The following is a 13225-nucleotide window of genomic DNA, read 5'->3' as shown; positions in this document are numbered from 1 at the left end:
GATCCGGCCGAGCCGTTGGGGATACAGTCGAGACAGCGCCAGCCAGGGCAGGTTGCGTCGCATCCACATGTTGCTTGCCTGCACCTGCCTGTCGGGCGCGACACTGCTTGTGTCTTCCGCCGCATACGCGCAGACCGCGCAAAAGCCGGCCGCAGCCAGCGACACCACTGTCTTGCCGCAGCTGGTGGTGACCGCGTCAGGCTTCGAGCAGAACGTCAAGGATGCCCCGGCAAGCATCACTGTCGTTTCGCGCGAGGAGCTGGAAAAGGGCACCTACCGCGACCTGACGGACGCGCTGCGCGACGTGCAAGGCGTGACCGTCACCGGTCCGGCCAACGAAAAGGACATCTTCATCCGGGGACTGCCCGGCCAGTACACGCTGATCCTCGTCGACGGCAAGCGCCAGAGCACGCGCGAGGCGCGCGTCAACGGCAATTCCGGTTTCGAGCAGAGCTTCCTGCCGCCGCTTGCGGCGATCGAGCGCATCGAGGTCGTGCGCGGGCCGATGTCGTCGCTCTACGGCTCGGATGCGATGGGTGGCGTCATCAACATCATCACCCGCAAGGTCGGCGAGGCATGGTCCGGCTCGTTCACGGCCGATGGAACCGTGCAGCAGCACAACGAATACGGCAATTCCGGCCAGGGCTCGTTCTATCTGAACGGACCGGTGCTCAAGGACACGCTCGGCTTGCAGGTCTGGGGTCAGGGCCTGAAGCGCGGCGAGGATTCGCTGCTCGGCGGCATTACCGGCGCCAAGGAAGGGACGTTGGGCGGGCGCCTGACTTTCGTGCCGAACGAAAATCACGAGTTCCGGCTCGAGGGCGGCACGGCGCGGCTCAAACGCGATGCCAACGCCGGCCAGACGATCGCCGCGAACGGAACTTCGACCTACAACATCAATGATCGCGACCACTGGTCGCTGACCCATATCGGCGACTGGGGCTGGACGACCTCGGAATTCTCGTTCCAGCAGGAATGGGCCGAGCGCACCAGCTTCAACTGGGACAAGAAGCGTAGCGATTTCCTGGAAAGCCCGCGCTCGCCCGAAATCCGCAACTCGGTCCTCGATGGCAAGTTCACCACGCCGTTCGAGCTTCTCGGCTCGCACACGCTGGTGACCGGCGGGCAGGTCTTCGACGCGCTGCTGACCGACCAGAACCCGGGCCGCAGGACAGGTCGTGACGAGCAGTTTCAGATCCTGCAGTGGGCACTGTTTGCCGAAGACGAGTGGAAGCTCTCCGACAGCTTTGCCCTGACCGGCGGGCTCAGGCTGGACGATCACCAGGAATATGGCTCGCATTTCAGCCCACGGCTTTACGGTGTCTGGAACCCGACCGATCAATTGACGCTCAAGGGGGGCGTCTCGACCGGCTTCCGCGCGCCCGATGTGCGGGCGATCGCGCCTGGCTATGCCTATGCGACCGGTGGCGGCGGCTGCACCTACGGACCCAACGGCACATGTGGCGTCATCATCGCCGACCCAAATCTCCGGGCCGAGACCAGCACGAGCTTTGAATTGGGCGCGCTTTGGGACAGCCACAACGGCTTCGGCGCAGGCGCGACGTATTTCTACACCGACTTCAAGGACAAGCTATCCACCGCCATGGTGCTCGATGCCTCGGGAAAACCGGTGCGCTGGAGCGAGGATCCCAATTACCGGCTCTGGTACAACTACAACATCGACGACGCCGTCATCCAAGGCCTGGAACTGACGGCGAGTTGGGAGGCGACCGACACGCTCTCCGTCCGTGGCAGCTACACCTATACGCATTCGGAACAGCAGACCGGCATCTATGCCGGCTTCCCGCTGGCCCGCACGCCCGAGCATATGGCCAATCTGCGCCTCGACTGGATCACGCCGACGGAAGGACTTTCGGCCTGGGCGGTCGCGAATTATCACGGCTCGGAGATCAACGCTGGCCCGCGCATCGGAACAGCCGGCAAGCCGGTGAAGATCAAGGGGGCAGCAGGCCGCAAATACGACGCCTATGCGACCGTCGATGTCGGCGCCACCTATGCCTTTTCCGACAACGTCGTGATGAACGCCGCTATCTACAACCTTCTGGACGAGCGGGTCGAGACCTCCGAGCACAATGCGGTGATGGAAGGCAGGCGCTTGTGGGTGAGCCTGACCACGAGCTTCTGAACCGGTCGGTTCCTGTCCGAGCGCTTACTGAGCCCGGACAGGAGAGGGCACGCCGACGCGGATGAGCTTCGAGAAATCAGGTGTCAGCCCGGCTGCCAGCGCGCGCTCGCTGATATGGGCGCGCGCGCGCAGTTCCTGCATCGACAACTGGCTATCCAGCGCGCCGCGATCATAGGCGTATTCGGGAAGATAGCCGTTGACGATGAGGCGCCAGTCGAGCGGGATGAGGTCGCCGACAGCACGTATCATCTTGACGATGACGGTGGTGCAGTTGGTGGTGATGGAGTTGTAGAAGCGTGGCGTCTTTGCCAGGGCATTGGCATCGGCGACATATTCGAGCAGCAGCACCCTGGCGGCGTTTGGCGACACGTTGAGCCGGTAGAGCTGGACGTCCTCGCCGCGGACGTTCGAGCGGACACCGACAACGTCGCGCTCATCGGCGGCGACGATGACAAGCGCATTGTTCTTGAACAGATCGGCGAGCGGGGAGAATTTGCCGCCGTTGCGCCGCCTGACCTCGATGGACCAGGCGATCTGGTCGCCGCCTTCAAAACCGAAGCTCATGATGACATGGGCCATTTCCGGGCCGGCCCAGTAGGACATGAACAAGTCGAGTGTCCGGAGCTTGGTCAGGTCATAGGTCCTGGTCGTCCAGCGCTCGGTGAAATCGCTGTCGCTGCGCCATTCGAAGTCACGAACGTTTGTCAGCGTCAGCATGTCGCCGTCGCGCGTTCCCGTTACCTGGCGCGAGACATCGGGGGCGAAATCGACATGTTCGGGCGGATGGATGGTGCTCCACCACAACAGGACCACGGCGAAGGCGGCCGCGAAAGACACAAGCGCACGAAGGTGCAGGCGGCTGAACAAAGCAATGGCGGTGGCGATGCCGAGCAGGGCGAACAGGCATGCGGCGAGCCCTCGGACCAGTTCCGGCATAGGCAGCCGGTACCAAAGGGCAAGAGAGGCCCAGGCCGTCGCAACGACGACAACGAGCATGAGAATGATTGCGGAAACGATCCGCAGGGTGCCGTGCAATCTCATGTCCGGTCGACTTTCGATATCTCGCGGCTCAGGCAGCGCGCCGCTTCCTGCCAACGGCTATCTGACCGAAAGCTCCAAGTCGAGAGCGCGGGAGCTTCTGCGGCGAGGCAATCGCGGCCGTCCGCAGCCAAGGTGGGAGCGCTACGCGCGCTTCCTCGACAGCGACATCAATGTCCATCCAAGCCCCATGCGTTCTTTCAGTCTTTCAACGCGATTGCCGAAAACGGCGCGAACCGGAGCGTTCAACTTCCAGGAGTTGACCAGCCGCATGATCCCCTTGCGCGCGATCGGCGACACCGTGAACAGGTGCAGCGGTTCGAATTCAGGCATGAGCAAGTCGGCAAGTTCGTGCTGGTGGACCCAGCGGCGCAGCTGGCCCGGGGCGGGCGGGGGAACAGCGTTATATTTTTCGAGAACATGCCGGTTTTGCGTTGCCAGCATCAAATGCCCGCCAGGCCGCAGATGGGTGGAAAGCTTGCGGATGAAGGCCTGTTGATCGAAGACATGCGACAAGACCTCGAGCGTCACGATGACGTCGAATGTCGCCTCGCCAAAATCCAAGGCCATGAAATCACCCGGCGTGAATGTCACGTGCGGCCAACGTTTCGCCGCACGGTCCAGCACATCGTCGGAAAGGTCTGTTGCCGTCACCTTGCCGTAGCGCGAAAGTGCGGGCGCAAACCAGCCGCTGCCGCAGCCGACATCCAGTATGTCGAGGTTTTTTCGGCCGATATTGTCGATCCAGCCCAGAATGACTTCAGCCTGGCGGGCGCTGATCTCACTCATCTTGTGCTCGCGATTATCGGCATTCCATCCGTTCCAGAACGATGTCTGAAGCTCGATCGGCGCATCACCTTGTGAAAAATTGTGCGGCACAGGCATGGTTTTCCCCCTCGTTGCGACAGAGGGCCGGCAGCTGACCCTCAGCTCGACTGCAGATTAGACACTCGTCCCTTGCCCAATATCCGAGCCAAACGGGGCTTCTCCGTCAATTCATCCATTCGGGTAGTGGTGTAATGCCACCTCGCAATGCCGCAATATTCGGCGCGTGCTTGGCAGTACGTGGAGGCTGAGGCTGCTGCCGAATTCAAGCGCAGCAACACGCTCGCGCAACCACGCAATACTTTTGATCTTGGGGAAATTCAGCCAAAAAATCCGCTGGTGGAGCTGAGGAGGATCGAACTCCTGACCTCGTCATTGCGAACGACGCGCTCTCCCAGCTGAGCTACAGCCCCGTCCAGCGGATGGGCGCATTTATTGGCTGCGCGCGGCGTCTGTCAAGCGAGCAGTTGACGTAGGGGCGATATAGCCGTGTGTTGGCCGGGATGCCGGGTCAGGAGCGAGGCGCGGCTGCCAAATCCGACAGGCGGAGCAAAAAAACCGTGGCGTGTCCCCGTCGCGGCGCCTACGCATGGAGCTGCGGGGCTTGCCGCTCAGGCGTGCAATGGCTAAATGTCGGCAATTCATTGGAGAATGGCATGCTCGCCCTCATTCAGACGATCGTTCTGGCCCTCGACCTGTATTGGTGGATCATCATCGCTTCGGCGATCTTCTCCTGGCTCTACGCTTTCAACGTGGTCAATCCGCGCAACCAGGTCGTCGGCACCATCGGCAACATGCTGTTCCGCCTGACCGAGCCGGCGCTGCGGCCGATCCGCCGCTTCATGCCCGACCTTGGCGGCATCGACATCTCGCCGATCATCCTGTTGCTGGCGCTGTTCTTCGTGCGCCAGTTCATCCTGACCACGGTGGCACCGCTGGTCATCTGACCGCGCCATGTCCGGCTTCTTCAGGGAGCGAGACGACGGCGTCGAGCTGTTCGTGCGGCTGACGCCACGCTCCTCGAAGGACGCCGTCGAAGGCGTTGAAATGACGGCCGACGGGCGCAGCCATCTGGCGGCACGCGTGCGCGCGGTGCCCGAAAAGGGCGAGGCCAATGCGGCGCTGGAAAAGCTGCTGGCCGTGGCACTCGGCATTCCCAAAAAGTCAGTGTCGGTTGTTGTCGGCGGCACGTCGCGGCTGAAAACCGTGCGCATTGCAGGCAACGCCGGCGACCTGGCCAAGCTGATGGCGGGGCTGGCCAAGGGCTGAGCCGACGCCGCTCTTCAACTTGGAACACAAAGCGAGGGCGCGGTCAGCTGAGCTGGCCGCGCCCTTTGGCGATTGAACTTTTCGGGCCTCAGGCCTTGAGCTGCTTGGCGCGCTCGATGGCTTCGACGATCATCTTCTTGGCGTAGTCCGCGTCGTGCCAGCCCTCGATCTTGACCCACTTGCCGGGCTCGAGATCCTTGTAGTGGGCGAAGAAGTGCTCGATCTGCTGCAGCGTGATCTCGGGCAGGTCGGTGTGGTTGAAGACGTTTTCGTAGCGGCGGGTCAGCTTGGGCGAGGGCACGGCGATGACCTTCTCGTCCTGGCCGGCATTGTCTTCCATCACCAGCACGCCGATCGGGCGCACATTGATGACGCAGCCGGGGATGAGCTGGCGGGTGTTGCAGACCAGAACGTCGATCGGGTCGCCGTCGCCGGAGAGCGTGTGCGGCACGAAACCGTAGTTACCGGGATAGTGCATCGGGGTGTAGAGGAAGCGGTCGACGACAAGCGTGCCGGCCTCCTTGTCCATCTCATACTTGATCGGCTGCCCGCCAACGGGCACCTCGACGATCACGTTGACATCTTCGGGCGGATTCTTGCCGATCGAAATGGCGTCGATGCGCATGGGGAAAGCTCCAGATTAAAGGTGCCTCCCGATAAACGCCTTGGGCCGCGTGTGCAATGCAATATTGATTCGACCAAAGGCGTGGTGCTTTGGCCGGCCAGGGATCATTCCCAGACGAAGGCGACCTTTTTCAGCGCCTTCTGGTCGAAAACCTCGACGCCTTCGGCGATGTCGCGGCCGCCGGCACCGGCGTAGAAGGACAGCGCGTTCTCGTTTTCCTCGAGCGCCCAGACCACCATGCCCTTGAGGCCGTGGTCGGCGAGGCGCTGGCGGGCAGCGGCGAACAGGCGGCTGCCAAGACCGATACCCTGGCATTCGGGGCGAAGGTAGAGTTCGTAGATCTCGCCCTGCTGCTTGAGCTCGCGGGCGCGGTTGCGGCCAAGCGTGGCGTAGCCGGCGACCTTGCCGCCGATCTCGATGACAAGGACGGTCGCGGCGCGGCGGATCGCATTGGCCCACCATTCGCCGCCGCGGCGGTTGATCATGGTGGTCAGCGCGCGATGCGGGATGATGCCGGAATAGGCGCCGCGCCAGGCCTCGTGATGGACCTCGGCGATGGCGTCGGCATCGCGCGGCTCGGCTTTTCTGATGTCGATGGTCAGCGTGTTCATAGTTTCTTAACCATAAACCGCGTTTCGACAGTTGCAAAGAGTCCGTCAGCGGGCGGAGAGGCCTTTCACACGATTGGGAACGAGGATCACGGCAAGGTGTGTCCAAATGGACTCACCATGGCCGCAAGCTAGATTTCGACGAGGTGATCGTCGAGTTCGTTGACGTCGTTTGATGACACCGGGAAATGCTGCGAGAGCAGGGCTCCGACAGTGGCGATGGCTGAAACAAAGCCATCGGCGAGACGGTTTTCGCGGGCCTGCTCGATCAGATCGCGGACGACGCCATCCCATTTGTCCTGCGGAACCTTGGCGTGGATGCCGGCGTCGGCGACCACCTCGGCATAACGTTCGGCCAGCGAGACGAAGACCAGCACGCCCGTGCGCGACGTCGTCAGGTGAATGTTGCGGGCATAAAACTGCCTGAGCGCATTGGCGTGCGCGGCGCGCCAGAGCAGGCGGCGCGGCACAAGCCAGATGCGCAAGGCAGGTGCCCACCACAACAGCGCGCAGGCGGCGGCGACCGCAAGCAGCTGGACGATGACGAAGTGTGGCAGCCGCACTTCGATCCACCAATATTCGAGCGCAAAAGCCGCCGCCAGGCTGACGAGCAGGACGCCGACAGTGACGGCAAAGGCAGCGGCGAAGAAATAGCCGTCGCTGCGGTGGGCGACGACGCAGTAGATCTCACCAGCCGTTTCGGCCTCGGCGGCGCGAATGGCGGTGGCGATGCGTTCGTGGTCACTGGGGTTGAGTGTGGTTTGGGTCATGTCGTTTTACCAGCTCCCCGAAGAACCGCCGCCGCCGGAAGAGCCGCCTCCACCGGAGAAACCACCGCCTCCGGACGACCAGCCACCACCGCCACCGGAAAAGCCTCCGCCACCTGAGCTCCAGCCGCCGCCGGAACCGCCGGAGCGCTGATTGTAGTTGAAGGTCATGCCGAGCCAGATGTAGCGGCCAGGCCCGAGCTTGCGGCCGTAGATGCGCGGCAGGATCGCCATGGCCATGCCGCCGATGAACAGTGCCGCCCACAGGGCGATGAAGACGAAGAAGATGATGTCATCTTCGCTCATGCCCGTCAGGCTGGTCTGTTCGTTGCGCTTGGCGCGGGCCTCGAGTTCGGCGCCGTCGCCTTCGACCACCATGACGATGTCGTCGACGGCCTTGGAGATGCCGCCGGAAAAATCACCGGCGCGGAAGGCCGGCACCATGGTGTTTTCGATGATCAGCTTGGTGTGCAGGTCGGTCAGCACGCCTTCGAGGCCGTAGCCGACCTCGATGCGCATGCGCCGCTCATTGGGCGCGACGACCAAGAGCACGCCATTGTCCTCGCCGGCCTGGCCGAGCTTCCAGGCGCGGTACAGCCGGTTGGCGTAGGGCTCGATCTCCTCGCCGCCGAGGCTGGGAATGGTGGCGACGACGATCTGGTCGGACGATTTCTTTTCGAAATCGGCCAGCTTCTGGACCAGTGCGGCTTCGGTCGCCGGGTCGATGATGCCGGCATTGTCGACGACGCGGCCGGTGAGGGCGGGGAGTTCGGCGGCGAGGGCGGCGAAGGGGATCAAGAAAAGCAGAAGGAAGAGGAGTATGGGGGCGGGGATCTGCTTGAACACCCCCCTCTGGCCTGCCGGCCATCTCCCCCTCAAGGGGGGAGATTGGCAGTGTCGGCCGCTATGAGGATCTTTCAACCATCGTGAGAGACCAAGGTCGCGCGGCAAGCTGATCTCCCCCCTTGAGGGGGAGATGGCCGGCAGGCCAGAGGGGGGTGTCCAGGCGCCCACTTCCATAATTATGTCAGCCACTTCGCTGCGAGCTTGGGGCTACGATCACCCGCCCTGCTTGGTGCCGAAATTGACCTTCGGGGCCTCGAGCTTGTCTTCGGCGACGGTGAAATTCTGGAACGGCTGGTTGCGGAACCACAGCGAGTTCCACAGCATGGCGGGGAAGGTCTTCAGCGAGGTGTTGTAGACGCGCACGGTCTCGATGTAGTCGCGGCGGGCAACCGCGATGCGGTTTTCGGTGCCTTCGAGCTGGGCCTGCAGCGCCATGAAATTCTGGTTGGCCTTGAGGTCGGGATAATTCTCGACGACGGCGAGCAGGCGCGACAGCGCGCTGGTGAGCCCGGCCTGATTGTCCTGGAAGCTCTTGAAGGCATTGGGGTCGGTCAGCGTCTCGGGCGTGACGGTGACCTGGGTTGCCTTGGCGCGGGCCTGGACGACGCCTTCGAGCGTGTCCTGTTCGTGCGTGGCGTAGCCCTTCACGGTTTCGACGAGGTTGGGGATAAGGTCGGCGCGGCGCTGATACTGGTTCAGCACTTCGCTCCAGGCGGCCTTCGCCTGCTCTTCCTGGGTCGGGATGGTGTTGTAGCCGCAGGCCGAAAGCAACGGTACGACGATCGTCAGGAAGACGAAGGCCGGAAGCAGGCGGAAAGCAGGAAGTGCCGGCGAAGCTTGCATGCGCATCTGATTGTCCTCGACAAAGCAACTGATGCCACAGCATTATCACAAACACGGCCGGAGAAAACCGGCGTTCGATTTGGCGATGATGCCGGGAGAGTTTTGACGATGACGTCGCCGAGAGACAGCGACAGCGAAAAGGAATCGCGCCGTATCCTCGACCGCATAGCGCGCGAGAGTGAACCCGGCGGCGGCTCTTTCGTTGCGCGCAAGACCGGCGAGATGCGCAAACATCTCAGTGCCGCCGACGTCGACAAGGCGGACCCGATCGAGCATATCGGCACGCGCATCGGCCGCATCCTCGGCTTCGTGCTGACCGTTGGCCTGGTCTTGTGGCTGATCAACTATCTCGTTCGAGGCGGATAATTTCATGACATCTGAAGCCGGGACAGCCGCGCCACGCGCGGTGATCGTCGTGTCGAGCCATGTCGCGCGCGGATCGGTGGGCAACCGCGCGGCGGTGTTTGCGCTGGAGACGCTCGGCCATCCGGTCTGGGCTGTGCCAACGGTGATCTTGCCCTGGCATCCCGGCCATGGCCGCGCGACGCGCATCGTGCCGCCGACAGAGCAATTCGCCGCCTTGATGGCCGATCTCGAACGGGCACCGTGGCTGGGCGAGGTCACGGCGGTGCTGTCGGGCTATCTCGGCGAACCCGGGCAGGTGGAGGCGGTGGCCTCGCTGGTCGAGACGGTGAAGGCGAGGAATCCCAAGGCGCTTTATGTCTGCGACCCGGTCATCGGCGATTCCGGCGGGCTCTACGTTGCCGAGGCGTTGGCCGCCGGCATCCGCGACCGGCTGCTGCCCTTGGCCGACATCGCCACACCCAACCGCTTCGAGCTGGAGTGGCTCTCGGGCGCCAAGGCCGACGACATGCGCTCGACCATGGCGGCAGCACTCGGGCTCGGGCCGGCGACGATGCTGGTGACCTCCGCGCATGCAATGATGGCTGGCGGCACCGGCAATCTGCTGGTCACCCAGACCCAGGCGCTGCTGGCCGAACATCGCACCGTCGAGCGGCCGCCGAACGGACTTGGCGATCTCAGTGCGGCGGTGTTTCTGGCGCGGCTGCTTGCCGGCGAGACAGCGGCCAAGGCGCTGCAAACGACCACCGCTTCGGTCTACGAGATCCTTGCCCGCACCTCCAAGCGCGGTGGCGACGAGCTGCAGCTTGAAACCGACGCGCAAAGCCTGTCGCATCCGATGGCGATGGTCGAATTGCGCACCCTCACGCATCCCTCGCGGAGCCGCAAACCCGGTCAGGAATCCGGGGCGTGACGGTTGCCGGTGTCGACGGCTGCAAGGCCGGCTGGATCGCGGTGATCCGCAACGACACCGGGACACTGCCGAACGCTGCGGTGTTTGGCAGCTTCGCGGGACTTCTGGCGGCACTGCCTGGCGATGCCGTCGTGGCCGTCGACATGCCGATCGGGCTTCCTGATTTCACGACCAAGGGCGGACGCGGACCGGAGGCTTTGGTACGGCCATTGCTCGCTCAGCGCCAGTCGAGTGTGTTTTCGATTCCGTCGCGCGCGGCGGTCCATGCCGAAGTGGCTGCCTTCACCGATCTCGATGAGTGGTATGCGGCACATCGCCGGGCAAGTGCCGTGGCGTCGAAAACTTCTGAACCTCCGCGCGGCGTGTCGATCCAGGCCTTCGGCATCTTCACCAAGATCCGCGAGATCGATACGCTGATGCTGGCGCGGCCGGAGTTGCGCGAGCGGGTGATCGAGTCGCATCCCGAAGTGGCGTTCTGGCGGCTGAATGGCGAGCAGGCGATGAGCTTGCCCAAGAAGATCAAGGGCCGCGTCAATCCTGATGGCATGGAAGAGCGCAGAGCCCTACTGGCACGATGCGGCCATGACCGCAGCTTTCTCGACCTAAAGCCACCGCGCGGGGCCGCTGCCGATGATTTTCTCGACGCTTGCGCCATGATGCTGATCGCCGAGCGGCATCGGCGTGGCGAGACCACAAGTTTTCCGTCGCCGCCGGGGCGGGATAATCATGGCATTCCTGTCGCGATCTGGGTTTAATACCCCGATCCAACACGGAGGCGTGCGATGAAGCCAATTCGTGCAATGGCGGCAGCGGTGGTGCTGCTGGTGGCAATGCCTGCGCATGCGCAGGAAAGTGTTGTCGAGCGCTGGTATGCGGCGCTGCTCAAGGTCGACCGGGCTGCCCTTTCGGAACTTCTCACCGACGACGCGACGATCAAGCTGGACGATCTCGGCGTCACCCAGACCAAGGACGAGTTCATAGGCTCCATGGACGAGTGGCAGACTGCCGCGAAGGGGGCCAATATCCGCCACAAGGTCGAAAGCCAGACGGCGGAGACGACCACGGTGCTGACCTGCTATGATTTTCCCAACAACGACCTTTTGGCGCGCGAGACCTTCACGACCAAAAACCAGCGTATCGTCGCCAATACGCAAGTGACTGTTGGCGACGGCTGCAACGACTTCTAACGGCTATTTGAGGCGGGTCATCAGCGATGGCTCGGGCAGGCTGCGCCAGCCGAGCCAGGATATGATGGCGATGAGGCCCATTGTGGGAATGACGGTGGCAAGGGCTGTCACCGGATCGCCTATCAATGCCGCCACCGCGCCGCCGACCATGCCAGCGCCCATCTGGAAAAAGCCCATCATGGCCGATGCCGCACCGGCGTTGTCGGGAAAGGGGGCCATTGCCGCCGTCATCATCGCCGGCGAGATCATGGCGATGCCGAAGGCGTAGATGCCGACAGGAACCATGACAAGCAGGAAAGTCGGCTCGTAGGTCCTGAGCAGGCCGGCCATGGCGATGGAGCCGATGGCAACGAAGGCCAGGCCGACAGGCACCATGCGCGCAGCGCCGAAGCGCCGCATGAACATGCGCATAACGACCGCTCCGGCCATGAAATTGGCGGTCTGCATCAGCATGCCGACGCCGAACTGGGTGGGGCTCAGGCCGACGCGCTCCATCAGGATGAAGGCCAGAACCGTGGCCTGGGTGTAGATCGCGCCCGTCGTGCCGGCGATGACCAGGCAGCACAGCACGAAATAGGGACTGCGAAACAACGAGCCGTAAGAGGTGATGAGGGCCTTCGGGCGGATGCGGCTCAGGTCGCGCGTCACCGTCTCGCGCAGGGCGAAGATGGCAACCAGCATGACGACGATGCCGAGCAGCACCATGACGATGAAGATGGCATGCCAGCCAAAGAACTCCATGGTCAGGCCACCGAGCGTCGGGGCGATTGCCGGGCCGAGCGCCAAAAGGATGCCGATCATGTTCATGATGCGGGCCGAGCGCTCATGGGTGAAGACGTCGCGCACGACCGCGCGCGCCACCGAAACGCCGACAGCCGCGCCGACGCCCTGAAGGAAGCGGGCGGCGACCAGTGTTTCGATATTGGGCGCCATCAGCGCCAGCACACTTGCCGCGAGATAGATCGCCATGAAAACCAGCGTGATCGGGCGGCGGCCGAACCCGTCGGAAAGCGGGCCGCAGACGAGCTGGGCGAAGGCAAAGCCGCCGAAATAGAGCGACAGCGTCATTTTGACCGCAGCTTCGGTGGTGCCGAAAGCCTGGACGATCTCGGGCATGGCAGGGGTGAACAGCGCCAGCGAGATCGGGCCGATGGCGACCATCAGGCCGCCGATCATCGACACCCGGCGCTCGCTCATGATCGGTGCGGGGGCGGCCTCCAGCGTTTCGGCGACCGCAATGTCGGAACGCATGTTCATGCCGCCGCATCCTCGCTCGAAAGCGCTTCGCTGCGGGCGGCCAGCAGGTTGGCACGGGCTACCCTCAGCGAGGTCAGCACGCGCTGCCAGTCGTCGGGGTCGATGCCATGGGCGGCCTCGCTGCGGATCGATGCGGCGATCGGCTCGATCTGTTTGACCACCGCCGAGCCGGCGTCGGTCAGCGTGACGAGTTTGGCGCGGCGGTCGGCGGGGTCGGGCTTTCGCACGACATAACCCTTGGCCTCGAGCCGGTCGACGAGGCCGCTCAGCGTCATCGCCTCGACGCCAAGGCGCTCGGCGAGCGCGGTCTGGCGGATCGGCCCGGCGCGCAGGACGTTGAACAGGGCGCGGCCTTCGCCCGTGGTCAGGCCCAGGCCGGCTTCGGTGGTGCGGCGGTCCATCTCGGCGCGGATGATGCGCGAGAGATCGTTGACGATGAAGCCGAACGTGTCGATGTCGGTATTGGTTGGCATATTACTAAGCAACCCTTATTATATGGCTCACTTAGTTTACCATGGGCGATGAGTCAATCCGGTTG

At 63.4% G+C, this 13225-nt stretch carries 16 protein-coding genes and 1 tRNA gene; 7 read left to right on the top strand and 10 right to left on the bottom strand.

Annotated features, from left to right (window positions below):
* Positions 1 to 67: 67 nt before the first annotated feature.
* A complete protein-coding gene (locus AC1RTB_RS11675; protein WP_492879037.1) occupies positions 68 to 2146 on the top strand; it encodes a TonB-dependent receptor domain-containing protein in 2079 nt (692 codons plus the stop codon).
* A gap of 24 nt (positions 2147 to 2170) precedes the next feature.
* On the opposite strand, the gene AC1RTB_RS11670 is transcribed toward AC1RTB_RS11675, so the two are convergent.
* The 3 genes from AC1RTB_RS11670 to AC1RTB_RS11660 all read right to left on the bottom strand — a co-directional run bounded on the left by AC1RTB_RS11670 (position 2171) and on the right by AC1RTB_RS11660 (position 4422).
* Positions 2171 to 3142 carry an Lnb N-terminal periplasmic domain-containing protein gene (locus tag AC1RTB_RS11670; protein ID WP_492879039.1) on the bottom strand — a complete coding sequence of 324 codons (972 nt, stop codon included), beginning with the start codon at positions 3140 to 3142 and terminating at the stop codon, positions 2171 to 2173.
* A gap of 186 nt (positions 3143 to 3328) precedes the next feature.
* Positions 3329 to 3973, bottom strand: coding sequence for a class I SAM-dependent methyltransferase (locus tag AC1RTB_RS11665; protein WP_492878908.1), 645 nt, complete (start codon positions 3971 to 3973; stop codon positions 3329 to 3331).
* 373 nt (positions 3974 to 4346) lie between these two features.
* Positions 4347 to 4422: transfer RNA gene (locus AC1RTB_RS11660), tRNA-Ala, on the bottom strand.
* Between the two features lie 243 nt (positions 4423 to 4665).
* Here AC1RTB_RS11660 and AC1RTB_RS11655 point away from each other — a divergent pair.
* On the top strand, positions 4666 to 4956 hold the full coding sequence (locus tag AC1RTB_RS11655) for a YggT family protein (protein ID WP_109574439.1): 291 nt from the start codon (positions 4666 to 4668) through the stop codon (positions 4954 to 4956).
* Between the two features lie 7 nt (positions 4957 to 4963).
* Positions 4964 to 5278: a DUF167 family protein gene (locus AC1RTB_RS11650; protein ID WP_492878910.1), complete on the top strand. Its 315-nt coding sequence runs from the start codon at positions 4964 to 4966 to the stop codon at positions 5276 to 5278.
* Positions 5279 to 5366: 88 nt separating this feature from the next.
* On the opposite strand, the gene ppa is transcribed toward AC1RTB_RS11650, so the two are convergent.
* The 5 genes from ppa to AC1RTB_RS11625 all read right to left on the bottom strand — a co-directional run bounded on the left by ppa (position 5367) and on the right by AC1RTB_RS11625 (position 8973).
* A complete protein-coding gene (gene ppa / locus AC1RTB_RS11645; RefSeq protein ID WP_476783301.1) occupies positions 5367 to 5903 on the bottom strand; it encodes an inorganic diphosphatase in 537 nt (178 codons plus the stop codon).
* 104 nt (positions 5904 to 6007) lie between these two features.
* Positions 6008 to 6514 carry a GNAT family N-acetyltransferase gene (locus AC1RTB_RS11640; RefSeq protein WP_109574280.1) on the bottom strand — a complete coding sequence of 169 codons (507 nt, stop codon included), beginning with the start codon at positions 6512 to 6514 and terminating at the stop codon, positions 6008 to 6010.
* A gap of 128 nt (positions 6515 to 6642) precedes the next feature.
* Complete coding sequence (locus AC1RTB_RS11635) at positions 6643 to 7281, bottom strand: TPM domain-containing protein (RefSeq protein ID WP_492878912.1); 639 nt, start codon at positions 7279 to 7281, stop codon at positions 6643 to 6645.
* A 6-nt stretch (positions 7282 to 7287) separates the two neighbouring features.
* Positions 7288 to 8124, bottom strand: coding sequence for a TPM domain-containing protein (locus AC1RTB_RS11630; RefSeq protein ID WP_492878914.1), 837 nt, complete (start codon positions 8122 to 8124; stop codon positions 7288 to 7290).
* A 213-nt stretch (positions 8125 to 8337) separates the two neighbouring features.
* Complete coding sequence (locus AC1RTB_RS11625; protein ID WP_492878916.1) at positions 8338 to 8973, bottom strand: LemA family protein; 636 nt, start codon at positions 8971 to 8973, stop codon at positions 8338 to 8340.
* A 102-nt stretch (positions 8974 to 9075) separates the two neighbouring features.
* Between AC1RTB_RS11625 and AC1RTB_RS11620 the strand changes: the two genes are divergently transcribed.
* The 4 genes from AC1RTB_RS11620 to AC1RTB_RS11605 are packed head-to-tail and all read left to right on the top strand — an operon-like array spanning position 9076 to position 11430.
* Positions 9076 to 9333 (top strand): hypothetical protein, encoded by a 258-nt coding sequence (locus AC1RTB_RS11620; RefSeq protein WP_492878918.1) that lies wholly within the window; start codon positions 9076 to 9078, stop codon positions 9331 to 9333.
* 4 nt (positions 9334 to 9337) lie between these two features.
* Complete coding sequence (pdxY, locus tag AC1RTB_RS11615; protein WP_492878920.1) at positions 9338 to 10243, top strand: pyridoxal kinase PdxY; 906 nt, start codon at positions 9338 to 9340, stop codon at positions 10241 to 10243.
* Positions 10240 to 10998, top strand: a complete 759-nt coding sequence (locus AC1RTB_RS11610; RefSeq protein WP_492878921.1) for a DUF429 domain-containing protein — start codon at positions 10240 to 10242, stop codon at positions 10996 to 10998. The genes pdxY and AC1RTB_RS11610 overlap by 4 nt, the downstream gene beginning before the upstream one ends.
* A 27-nt stretch (positions 10999 to 11025) precedes the next feature.
* Positions 11026 to 11430, top strand: a complete 405-nt coding sequence (locus AC1RTB_RS11605) for a nuclear transport factor 2 family protein (RefSeq protein ID WP_492878923.1) — start codon at positions 11026 to 11028, stop codon at positions 11428 to 11430.
* Positions 11431 to 11433: 3 nt separating this feature from the next.
* Here AC1RTB_RS11605 and AC1RTB_RS11600 read toward each other — a convergent pair whose 3' ends face one another.
* Together AC1RTB_RS11600 and AC1RTB_RS11595 are read right to left on the bottom strand one after the other, a co-directional pair.
* Complete coding sequence (locus AC1RTB_RS11600; protein WP_492878925.1) at positions 11434 to 12687, bottom strand: multidrug effflux MFS transporter; 1254 nt, start codon at positions 12685 to 12687, stop codon at positions 11434 to 11436.
* Positions 12684 to 13160, bottom strand: coding sequence for a MarR family winged helix-turn-helix transcriptional regulator (locus AC1RTB_RS11595; RefSeq protein WP_492878927.1), 477 nt, complete (start codon positions 13158 to 13160; stop codon positions 12684 to 12686). Before AC1RTB_RS11595 ends, AC1RTB_RS11600 begins: the two co-directional genes overlap by 4 nt.
* Positions 13161 to 13225: the final 65 nt, after the last annotated feature.

It is taken from the genome of Aminobacter sp. GW821-FHT11F06 (assembly GCF_058808215.1).
The sequence above is the reverse complement of the archived record's forward strand: the minus strand, read 5'-3'. Positions and strand labels throughout refer to the sequence as shown.